The organism is Nonomuraea sp. NPDC049714, assembly GCF_044465295.1.
Classification (GTDB): Bacteria; Actinomycetota; Actinomycetes; order Streptosporangiales; family Streptosporangiaceae; genus Nonomuraea.
The window spans coordinates 305,653-315,290 of record NZ_JBITLM010000001.1 but is presented as its reverse complement, the minus strand read 5'-3'; the positions used below and the strand labels follow the sequence as shown (position 1 = coordinate 315,290).

Annotated in this window: 10 protein-coding genes and 1 riboswitch; of the genes, 5 read left to right on the top strand and 5 right to left on the bottom strand. The window is 72.0% G+C overall.

Annotated elements, in window-relative coordinates; all coding sequences use genetic code 11:
- Position 1: 1 nt before the first annotated feature.
- Positions 2-93, top strand: a riboswitch (glycine riboswitch).
- Positions 94-253: 160 nt separating this feature from the next.
- Positions 254-3,091 (top strand): aminomethyl-transferring glycine dehydrogenase, encoded by a 2,838-nt coding sequence (gcvP, locus tag ACIBQX_RS01620; RefSeq protein ID WP_396999432.1) that lies wholly within the window; start codon positions 254-256, stop codon positions 3,089-3,091.
- A gap of 94 nt (positions 3,092-3,185) precedes the next feature.
- Here the strand turns inward: gcvP and ACIBQX_RS01615 are convergent, their stop codons facing one another.
- Positions 3,186-3,608 carry a VOC family protein gene (locus ACIBQX_RS01615; RefSeq protein WP_396999430.1) on the bottom strand — a complete coding sequence of 141 codons (423 nt, stop codon included), beginning with the start codon at positions 3,606-3,608 and terminating at the stop codon, positions 3,186-3,188.
- Positions 3,609-3,863: 255 nt separating this feature from the next.
- Between ACIBQX_RS01615 and ACIBQX_RS01610 the strand changes: the two genes are divergently transcribed.
- Both ACIBQX_RS01610 and ACIBQX_RS01605 read left to right on the top strand, forming a co-directional pair.
- Positions 3,864-4,898 (top strand): tetratricopeptide repeat protein, encoded by a 1,035-nt coding sequence (locus ACIBQX_RS01610; protein WP_396999428.1) that lies wholly within the window; start codon positions 3,864-3,866, stop codon positions 4,896-4,898.
- Positions 4,899-5,046: 148 nt separating this feature from the next.
- Positions 5,047-5,229, top strand: coding sequence for a hypothetical protein (locus ACIBQX_RS01605; RefSeq protein WP_396999426.1), 183 nt, complete (start codon positions 5,047-5,049; stop codon positions 5,227-5,229).
- A gap of 67 nt (positions 5,230-5,296) precedes the next feature.
- On the opposite strand, the gene ACIBQX_RS01600 is transcribed toward ACIBQX_RS01605, so the two are convergent.
- Positions 5,297-5,641, bottom strand: a complete 345-nt coding sequence (locus tag ACIBQX_RS01600; protein WP_396999424.1) for a hypothetical protein — start codon at positions 5,639-5,641, stop codon at positions 5,297-5,299.
- Positions 5,642-5,724: 83 nt separating this feature from the next.
- Here ACIBQX_RS01600 and ACIBQX_RS01595 point away from each other — a divergent pair, with 83 nt between their 5' ends.
- Positions 5,725-6,318 (top strand): alpha/beta family hydrolase, encoded by a 594-nt coding sequence (locus ACIBQX_RS01595; protein ID WP_396999422.1) that lies wholly within the window; start codon positions 5,725-5,727, stop codon positions 6,316-6,318.
- Between the two features lie 234 nt (positions 6,319-6,552).
- Here ACIBQX_RS01595 and ACIBQX_RS01590 read toward each other — a convergent pair whose 3' ends face one another.
- Together ACIBQX_RS01590 and ACIBQX_RS01585 are read right to left on the bottom strand one after the other, a co-directional pair.
- Positions 6,553-6,750 (bottom strand): DUF5999 family protein, encoded by a 198-nt coding sequence (locus tag ACIBQX_RS01590; RefSeq protein ID WP_336206534.1) that lies wholly within the window; start codon positions 6,748-6,750, stop codon positions 6,553-6,555.
- A 197-nt stretch (positions 6,751-6,947) separates the two neighbouring features.
- Positions 6,948-7,508: a TetR/AcrR family transcriptional regulator C-terminal domain-containing protein gene (locus ACIBQX_RS01585; protein WP_396999420.1), complete on the bottom strand. Its 561-nt coding sequence runs from the start codon at positions 7,506-7,508 to the stop codon at positions 6,948-6,950.
- Positions 7,509-7,622: 114 nt separating this feature from the next.
- On the opposite strand from ACIBQX_RS01585, the gene ACIBQX_RS01580 reads away from it, so the two are divergent.
- Entirely contained in the window at positions 7,623-8,021 is a 399-nt protein-coding gene (locus ACIBQX_RS01580) for a hypothetical protein (RefSeq protein ID WP_396999418.1), read from the top strand.
- 129 nt (positions 8,022-8,150) lie between these two features.
- On the opposite strand, the gene ACIBQX_RS01575 is transcribed toward ACIBQX_RS01580, so the two are convergent.
- On the bottom strand, positions 8,151-9,473 hold the full coding sequence (locus ACIBQX_RS01575; RefSeq protein ID WP_396999416.1) for an RNA polymerase sigma factor: 1,323 nt from the start codon (positions 9,471-9,473) through the stop codon (positions 8,151-8,153).
- Positions 9,474-9,638 lie beyond the last annotated feature (165 nt).

Here is a 9,638-nt window from a genome sequence, read left to right as displayed (position 1 = left end):
ACGACCCCGTGCGGGAGAGTCCCCGGCTGGACCGGGGCGCCGAAGGAGCAACCTCCCCGGAATCTCTCAGGCAACCGGTACCGCTCGGGTGAGGCAACTCTGGAAAGCAGGCGCGCTCGCCAGGCGCGCTTCACCGACGGTGCAAGCCCCGCGGGGTGAAGCTCTCAGGTCGCGTAGACAGCGGTGACAGAGGGGGAGACCTGGCATACGCCCGCGCTCTGCGCCGGTCTCCATCGCCTCGGGAGGCATCTCCATGACCGACCTGTCACCACCGCCGTTCTCCGCCCGGCACATCGGGCCGTCGCAGAGCCAGCAGCAGCGCATGCTCGAGGCCGTGGGCTTCGAGTCCGTGGCGGATCTGGTGGCCGTGGCCGTCCCCGAGGCGATCAGGAGCAAGGACCGCCTCAAGCTGCCCGCCGCCGCGACCGAGGCCGAGGCCATCGCCGAGCTGCGGGCCCTGGCTGACCGCAACCAGGTGCTCACCTCCATGATCGGCCTGGGCTACCACGACACCGTCACGCCCGCGGTGATCCGCCGCAACCTGCTGGAGAACCCGGGCTGGTACACCGCCTACACGCCGTACCAGCCGGAGATCTCGCAGGGCCGCCTGGAGGCGCTGCTCAACTTCCAGACCGTGGTGTCCGACCTCACCGCCCTGCCCGTGGCGGGCGCGTCCCTGCTGGACGAGAGCACCGCCGCGGCCGAGGCCATGACGCTGGCCCGGCGGACCGGCAAGAGCAAGAGCGACGTGTTCGTGATCGACGCCGACACGCTGCCCCAGACGAAGGCGGTGCTGGCCACCCGCGCCGAGCCGCTCGGCATCACGCTCGTGGAGAGCGACCTGGCGGGCGGGCTGCCGGCGTGCTTCGGCGTGCTCGTGCAGTATCCGGGCGCCTCCGGCCGGCTGCGTGACTTCCGTGACGTCGCCGAGCGGGCGCACGCCGCCGGCGCGCTCGTCGTGGCCGCCGCCGACCTGCTCGCGCTCACACTGGTCGCCGCCCCCGGCGAGCTCGGCGCCGACATCGCCATCGGCTCCTCGCAGCGGTTCGGCGTGCCGTTCGGCTTCGGCGGCCCGCACGCCGCCTACATGTCCGTACGTGAGGGCCTGCAGCGGCAGATGCCCGGGCGCCTCGTGGGCGTGTCCGTGGACGTCGACGGCGACCCCGCCTACCGGCTGGCCCTGCAGACCCGCGAGCAGCACATCCGCCGCGAGAAGGCCACCAGCAACATCTGCACCGCCCAGGTCCTGCTGGCCGTGATCGCCGGCATGTACGCCGTCTACCACGGGCCCGAAGGGCTGCGCCGGATCGCCGCCCGCGTGCACCGGCACGCCGTGGTCCTGGCCGACGGCCTGCGACAGGGCGGCGTCGAGGTCGTACACCAGGAGTTCTTCGACACCGTGCTGGCCCGTGTGCCCGGCCGCGCGGCCGGGATCGTCGCCGCAGCCGCCGAGCGGGGCGTCAACCTCTGGCAGGCCGACGCCGACCACGTCTCCGTCGCCTGCGACGAGAAGACCGGCGCCGCCGAGGTCGCCAAGGTGTGGGCCGCGTTCGGCGTCGAGCGCGACGGCGTCACCCTCGACGACCCGCGGGTGCACGACGTGGTGCCCGCCTCGCTGGTGCGCGAGTCCGGCTACCTGACCCACCCGGTCTTCCACGACCACCACTCCGAGACCGCGATGCTGCGCTACCTGCGCAGGCTCCAGGACAGGGACATCGCGCTCGACCGTTCCATGATCCCGCTCGGCTCCTGCACGATGAAGCTGAACGCGACCACCGAGATGGAGCCCATCACCTGGCCCGAGTTCGCCGCCATCCACCCCTACGCCCCCGAGGCGCAGGCGGCCGGCTACGTCGACCTCATCGAGACGCTGGAAGGCTGGCTGGCCGAGGTCACCGGCTACGACGCCGTCTCCATCCAGCCGAACGCCGGCTCCCAGGGCGAGTTCGCCGGGCTGCTCGCCATCCGCGCCTACCACCGCGAGCGCGGCGAAGGCGAGCGCGACGTCTGCCTCATCCCCTCCTCGGCGCACGGCACCAACGCGGCCAGCGCCGTCATGGCGGGCATGCGGGTCGTGGTCGTGGCCTGCGACACCGGCGGCAACGTGGACCTGGCCGACCTCGACGCCAAGATCGACAAGCACCGCGACCGGCTCGCCGCCATCATGATCACCTACCCCTCCACGCACGGGGTCTACGAGGAGACCATCACCGAGATCTGCGCCAAGGTGCACGGCGCCGGCGGCCAGGTGTACGTCGACGGGGCCAACCTCAACGCGCTCGTCGGCCTGGCCAAGCCGGGCGAGTTCGGCGCCGACGTGTCCCACCTGAACCTGCACAAGACGTTCTGCATCCCGCACGGCGGCGGCGGCCCCGGCGTCGGGCCCGTCGCGGTCCGCGCGCACCTCGCCGCCTACCTGCCGGGCCACCCGCTGCGGGACGGCACCCCCGTCGGTCCCGTCTCGGCCGCCCCGTACGGCTCCGCCGGGATCCTGCCGATCTCCTGGGCGTACATCAGGATGATGGGCGCCGACGGCCTCACCGCGGCCACCGAGCAGGCCATCCTGTCGGCCAACTACCTCGCGCGCCGCCTGGCTCCGCACTACCCGGTCCTGTACACCGGGCGGGGCGGGCTCGTCGCCCACGAGTGCATCATCGACCTGCGGCAGATCACCAAGGAGACCGGCGTCACCGTCGACGACGTGGCCAAGCGGCTCATCGACTACGGCTTCCACGCGCCGACCATGTCGTTCCCGGTCGCGGGCACGCTCATGATCGAGCCTACGGAGAGCGAGGACCTGGCCGAACTGGACCGGTTCGCCGACGCGATGATCGCCATCCGCGGCGAGATCGCCAAGGTGGGCTCCGGCGACTACGACAAGACGGACAACCCCCTGCGGAACGCCCCGCACACCGCCGAGGCGCTCACCGCCGACGAGTGGCCCCACCCGTACACCCGCACCGAGGCGGCCTACCCGGTGCCCTCGCTGCGCGACGACAAGTACTGGGTGCCGGTGCGCCGCATCGACCAGGCGTACGGGGACCGCAACCTGGTCTGCTCCTGCCCGCCGCTGGAGGCGTACGAGGACTGACCCGGGCCCCCACCCGGGCCGCACCACGGCCCTACCCTGATCCCACCCCGATCCCATCCCGGCCCGCCACCCGGCGGGCCGGGGGCGTCCGACGTCAGCGACCCGAGGGCCGCGCTCGGAGCCCTTCGGGACCGCGACGGCGGCCTTCCACGCAGAACCGGTTGCCCTCGGGATCGGCGAGCACCACGAACGCGGGGACTTCCGGCCGCGGGTTCTCGGGATGGCGAGACCGGTCGACACGTCGCGCACCCAGGGCGGCCGGCCGGTCGGCCTCATCGTCGAGATCGCGATCCTCCGCGCTGAGGTCGAGATGTGTCCGGGGGAAATCCTCGGCGCGAGTCTCGCTCACGTCCATCGCGGGCGCGAGGCCGGCCCTGCCGGGCGGGGGCTCCAGGACGATCCAGTCATCGCCCTCGAACCGTGGCGGCCGCCGCACGTATCCGAGCGCCCGGCGCCAGAACTCCCCGGCCCGGACATCGTCCGTGACGCCCAACGAGATCTGCCCGATCGTGGTCATCCGCCGAAGCCACAAGCCGTCGTCCCGCGACCACGATCATGCCGCGTCATCCCGGACCTGGCCCTTATCCCGCCGCTCGCGCCCTCGGGGTGCCCGCTCCAGCGCCGGCCGGACGGGGGCGCATGTTGGTGTCGAGCCGCCGCGAACTGCCTGAATCAGCTGAAATGTGCACCTGCCATGCCTACGGTCGCAAGTGAGCAGACATGATCGCCAGAAGTCGTTAGGCTCGGTGCGATCGTCGCCGAAGGAGCTCTCTTGACGTCCTCAGAGCTGGAGACCCCGCCGCTGGACATCGCCCGCCGCCTGGCCGAGGACGGTGATCTCGATGGTGCGGCCGCCATACTCGCGGAGCTCGCCTCCACCCCCGGCGGCCCCGACGTGGCCCAGGCCGCCGTCGGCCTCGCCGTGGTCCTCGACCAGCGTGGCGACGTCGACGGAGCCCGTGCCGCCGCCAGGGCCGCGCTCGCGACCGGGCACCCCGAGTTCGCCGCCCAGGCCGCCTGCCACCTGGCCCAGGGGTTCGAACGCGAGGGCCGCTACGGGCAGGCGAGGGGCGCCTGGCAGGCGGTGCTGGGGGTCGGCACCCCGGCCTACGTCCCGCTCGCCCACCTCGCGCTCGCCAGGCTCGCCGTGGAGACCGGAGAGTACGACGAGGCGGAAACCGAGCTCCGCGCCGCCATCGACACCGGCCACGCGCCCCCGACCGGCCAAGGCGCCGCCGACAACGCACCCGCGACCGGCGGTCGCCACGTCCCCGATGACGCGCAGGCGCGTGCGGGCGGGGCGATGGGCACCGCGAACGGCGGGCGAAACGGCGCCCCCGGCCACGCCGACGGCACGGGCGCGGCAGAGGACGCGCGTGGGCCCGGCCACGCGGCGGGAGACACAGGCGCGTACGGCCACGCGGCGGGGGGTGCGGGTGGGCATGGGGGTGCGGATGTGCGGGTGCACGCGAGCCAGCAGCTTGCCGACCTGCTCATGGAGCGTGGCGAGCCGGGGGAGGCGGCGGAGGTGCTGCTCGACGCCCTGGAGGACGCCTCGGGTGACGACGCGGCCCGGCTGCGCGTGCAGCTCGGCATCGCACACCTGGAGCTGGCCTGCGCCGAGTTCGCCGGTGCCGTGGAGGACGGCGGCGAGGGCCAGACCACCGCCCTCGCGATCGAGCTGCTGGCCCGCACGCTCCCCCTGCGGGGACGCGCCGACGATGCCGACCATGTGTGGGCGTACGGCCTAAATCATGACGATGAGACGCTCGCGTCCGAGGTGCGCCTGCGCTACGACCGTGACTGACCGCGCGCGGCGACCTGCCAGCGATCGGAGGGCAGGCTCCAAGGCGCGCGTGACCTGGTCGTGCGCCCCTCGCCGTCTCGTCGTACAACGCTGTACCGGGGGCTGAAGGGGAGATCGGCGGAGCTGGTCGTGGTGGAGTGGCGGGACGGTGGCCGGTGTCCGGGTCGACGCGGACCCGGAGGCCGGGCTGGACAGCCTGCGGCTGGACGAGATCATGCCGCATGAGCATGGCTGCGGCCACGAGTCGGTGTTTCTCACCGGCACGGTGCGGGTGGTCTGCTCCGACCTTGAGGCGATCTGGGAACCGGCCCGTCCCGGAAACGCGGGCTGAGGCACGGCTGCTCCTCCGGCCCGCACCGGCCGCGCGCCTACGCCGTGTGCGCGGCTTGGCCGCCGGGTCAGGGGCGGCGCATGATGACCACCGCGGACGCCACGTTGATCACCACGATGGCCATCCAGGCCGCCAGGAGTCCCACCAGGCCGACGCTGCTGGCAATGGCCGTGAGCGGGATGCCGATCCCCATCGAGCCCAAGGCGATGGGGATCATGGCCGAGCCACTGGCGCGCTGCTTGGGGGACCGCACGCCGCGCAGGTGGAGCTCGGCGTCGACCCGGGCGGCGATGGTGGCGTCCAGGCGCTCGACCAGCGAGTCGACCAGAGCGGGCTCGTACTCGGGACCGAGGTCGCGACGGGCGTCCAGCGTCGCCTGCAGGTCCTCGCGCAAGGGTCTCGTGTCTCGCATAGGGGTAATCCTGCATCCCCGAAGGGCGCGCCGTCATCACACCTGAGAGCGATGTCGAACTCATCCCCAGGTACGGTGCTGCCATGGAGATCATGACCCCTCGGGGCCCTGCGCTGGTCGAGGTCGACGAGGTGGAGCGGGCCCGGATGCTGCTGGTGCTGACGCACGGGTCGGCCGGGGGAGTGGACGCGCCCGATCTCCTGGCGGTGCGCGACGCGGCGCTCGGCGTGGGGGCGAGCGTGGCCAGGGTGACGCAGGCGTTCCGGGTGGCCGGCGCGCGAGCGCCGGGGACGCCGGCCCGGCAGGACGAGGCGTGGCAGGTCGTGCTGGGCGAGCTGCGTACGCGGTGGCCCGAGGTGCCGTTGGTGCAGGGCGGTCGGAGCAACGGCGCGCGGGTGGCCTGCCGGACCGCCAAGGCGGTGGGGGCGGCCTCGGTGGTGGCGCTCGCCTTCCCGCTGCATCCGCCGGGCAGGCCGGAACGGTCCAGGGCCGACGAGCTGCGCGGGGCCGGGGTGGACGTGCTGGTGGTCAGCGGGGACAGGGACCCGTTCGGGCTCCCGGATCCGGCGGACGCGACGCGGATGGTGGTGCTGCCGGGGGAGGGCCATGACCTGAAGAAGAACCCGGCCCGCGTGGGCGAGGTGGTGGCCGAGTGGCTCGAACGCCACTGGAGCTGACGGCCGGCGATCCAGCGGGACGGCGGGCGCCTGTTTCAGGAGACCGCCCGGTGGAGGGGATGCTGGTCCCGCAACCTGCTGGAGGTTGCGGGGTCGCCGCCTGGGCCGGTCGGCTGTGCTGCGGCCCTTCGGTCGCTGGGTCCGTCCTGGCGGTCGAGGCTTCGCCGTCCCGCCGACTTCACGGGCGGGACGTGGGTGACCGGCCCGCGTTCGCTGCGGGCGGCCGGGTGTGGGTCAGGCCGCGCCGACCAAGGGGTCGGGGCGGTGCGGGGCGATGGCGGTGCCGCCGGGCAGAAGCTCCCCGGTGTCCTCGAACAGGACTACGCCGTTGCACAGCAGGCTCCACCCCTGTTCGGGGTGGCAGGCCAGGGTGCGTGCGGCCTCGCGGTCGGGCGCCTCGGCAGACGGACAGACCGGGTCGTGCGGGCACATCGGCGTGCCTCCGATATCTCGTGGGTGCTCCCGGAAGAGGGGTGGGAGCGCTCGGGTTTTCGTTTGCAGCAAGTGTGCGTTGTGTGTCACACGTTCCGACATAGCCCGTTAGGACTGTTAGAGGAGGATGCCCCGATCGTGTGACCTTCGACACAGCGTGCCTTATGCAGGATAACGGGCCAAGCTCGACACGCACACTAGATTTGGAGCCCTCGGAGCAAAGCTTCGAGTCCGCGCTCGAAGTCCGCGTCGGCCCGTTCGTCGCGCCGGGTCCACTCGTCCACCTCAGGGTCGGCCCATCCCGACTGCTGGACCTCGACGGCGACGCTGCCGAAGACGAACGCCCGCAGCGACCGTACGGCGTCGGCCGCGTCCGGCAGGCCACCGTCGGTGAGCTGTTCGACCTGCTCGCCGATGGCCAGGGCGGTGCCGCCCTTCGGCGGCTTGGTGAGGGCGAGCGCGAGCACGCCGGGGTGGTCGCGCAGCACCTCGCGGCTGGCCCGGCACCAGGCCCTGGCGGTCTCCTGCCAGGTGGCCGCCTGCTCCACGCGGACGGCGGTGACGTGCTCGGCCAGCGCGTCCATCAGCGCCTCCTTGCCCCGGGGCAGGTGGTGGTAGATGGCCATGGCCTCCACCTCCAGGGCGTCGCCCAGCCTGCGCATCGTGAGCCTGCGCAGGCCCTGGCTGTCGGCGATGTGCAGCGCGGCCTCGATGATGCGCTCGCGGGACAGGGGGACGGGCGGTCGCTTGGCGGGCATGCAAAAGATCTTACTATGTAAAGGCGTCGGGCGCGTGGATCCGGTTACTGGGCGTGGCGCGTCACCGCGTACCCTGGTCGCTGGTAAGAGCCGACAGTTCGAAGGGCAGAGTCGATGGCGTTTTTCCGTCCGCGGGTGAGCCGCGAGGCCGAGGTCCGCTTCCACGCGGATCAGGAGATCTCCAAGAGCTTCCCCGAGCTGCTGGACAAGGCGAGGATGGCCGAGCGGACGCTGCGCGAGCTGCGCGCCGCCAGCGCCGACGACATCGAGCTGCGGGCCGCGGGAGTGGCGTTCGACAAGGCGCTGACCGAGGCGCTGCGCGCGGCCGAGGCGGGGCAGCGGGCCACGTTCGGCGTCAAGGCCTACGACGACCGCATCGCCCGGCGCAAGGCGAAGGCCACGCCCGCGGGCGTCATGTGGACCGCCGAGGTGGACCGGCTGCGCACGCTGCGCGAGGACAACCGGATGTGGGGCATCCCGCGCACGCCGCGCCCGGTGCCCGCCGCCCGCTGAGGGTGCTGACCGAAGACGCCCTGGTCCGGGAGATCTTCCGGACCAGGGCGTCCGCGCGCTCGGCGGGGGAGAGGCGTGACCTGCCTGCCTCTGAGGCGCGCTCGTACGGGCCTCAGAGCCCCGGAGGGCTCAGCTGGCCCAGTCGAGCAGGGGGCGGGTGTTGCTCGGGTGGCGCAGCTTGGACAGCGACTCCTTCTCGAGCTGGCGGATGCGCTCACGGGTGAGTCCCATGTGCTTGCCGATCTCGTCGAGGGTGTGCGGCTTGCCGTCCACCAGGCCGAACCGCAGCGCCATGATCTTGGCCTCCCTCGGTGAGAGGTTGCGCAGCACGCCCCGCAGCTGGTCGCCCAGCAGCTGACGGTCGACGATCTCCGACGCCTCCGGCGAGTCGACGTCCTCGATTAGGTCGCCGATCGTGGTCTCGCCGTCCTCGCCGATCGTCGCGTTCAGCGAGATGGGCTGCCGGCTGGTGCGCAGCAGCTCCTCGATCTGGTCGGGGGTCTTGTCCAGCTCGACGGCCAGCTCCTCGGGCGTGGGCTCGCGGCCCAGCCGCTGGTGCATGTCGCGCTCGATGCGCGACAGCTTCGACAACATCTCCAGTACGTGGACCGGCAGCCGGATGGTGCGGGCCGAGTCGGCGAAGCCGCGCTGGATGGCCTGGCGGATCCACCACATGGCGTAGGTGGAGAACTTGAAGCCCTTGGTGTAGTCGAACTTCTCCACGGCCCTGATCAGGCCCAGGTTGCCCTCCTGGACGACGTCCAGCAGGGACATGCCGCGGTCGGTGTACTTCTTGGCGACCGACACGACCAGCCGGAGGTTGGCCTCCAGCATGTGGTCCTTGGCCGCCTTGCCGTCCTGCGCCACGAGCATCAGGTCGGCGCGCCGGGCCGCGGTCAGGTCGGGCGTGCTCTCCAGCTTGTACTCCGCGTACAGGCCGGCCTCGATGCGCCTGGCCAGCTCGACCTCCTGCGCCGCGGTGAGCAGCGTGCGGCGGCCGATGGACTTGAGGTAGGTGTGGACGGAGTCGCCCATCACGGACTGGTTGTCGTCCAGGTCGAGCGGCTCGTTCTCGGCGTCGACCTCCTCCGCGACCTCGGCGGAGATCTCCAGCGCCAGGTCGTCGGGGCCGTCCTCGTCGTCAGCCTTCGTGGTCTTGTTTTTTGCTTTCGCGGCCTTCGAGTCGGTAGTCTCGGTACTCGAAGCCTTCCTGGTGGGGCGCTTGGTCTTCTTGGCGGACCTGGCCAGTGCGGGCTCGTCCTCGGCGGCCAGGCTCACGCCGGCGTCGCTGAGTTCGCGCAAGATGGATCGGCCCTGGGCCGGGCTGATGCCGGCCTGGGCGAATGCGTCACGCAGCTCTGCCAGAGAAAGGTGACCTTGGTTTCGCCCTCGGTCAATGAGCTGCTCGAGGTCTGCGGGCGGGGTCGCGGTCGCCACGGCGGTTCGGGGCATGAGGACACCTCCTCCATACGGAGCGGAAACGATCTAGGCGGGTTTCATGGTGGGGCGGCCCGTCCGGCCGCGCGACTCACCAGTATCCATAACGCCGTCGGCCGTTATTTGTTCCCGTGAGGTGGAAAAAAGGGCGGAACCCCCCATGCGGCCCGCCCTGACGGT

Bases quoted from the DNA above. Each gene is read 5' to 3' on its own strand.
- ACIBQX_RS01615 (WP_396999430.1), bottom strand. From the start codon at position 3,608: ATGACCACGATCGGGCAGATCTCGTTGGGCGTCACGGACGATGTCCGG.
- ACIBQX_RS01575 (WP_396999416.1), bottom strand. From the start codon at position 9,473: ATGCCCCGAACCGCCGTGGCGACCGCGACCCCGCCCGCAGACCTCGAG.
- ACIBQX_RS01580 (WP_396999418.1), top strand. From the start codon at position 7,623: ATGGCGTTTTTCCGTCCGCGGGTGAGCCGCGAGGCCGAGGTCCGCTTC.
- ACIBQX_RS01595 (WP_396999422.1), top strand. From the start codon at position 5,725: ATGGAGATCATGACCCCTCGGGGCCCTGCGCTGGTCGAGGTCGACGAG.
- ACIBQX_RS01600 (WP_396999424.1), bottom strand. From the start codon at position 5,641: ATGCGAGACACGAGACCCTTGCGCGAGGACCTGCAGGCGACGCTGGAC.
- ACIBQX_RS01585 (WP_396999420.1), bottom strand. From the start codon at position 7,508: ATGCCCGCCAAGCGACCGCCCGTCCCCCTGTCCCGCGAGCGCATCATC.
- gcvP (WP_396999432.1), top strand. From the start codon at position 254: ATGACCGACCTGTCACCACCGCCGTTCTCCGCCCGGCACATCGGGCCG.
- ACIBQX_RS01590 (WP_336206534.1), bottom strand. From the start codon at position 6,750: ATGTGCCCGCACGACCCGGTCTGTCCGTCTGCCGAGGCGCCCGACCGC.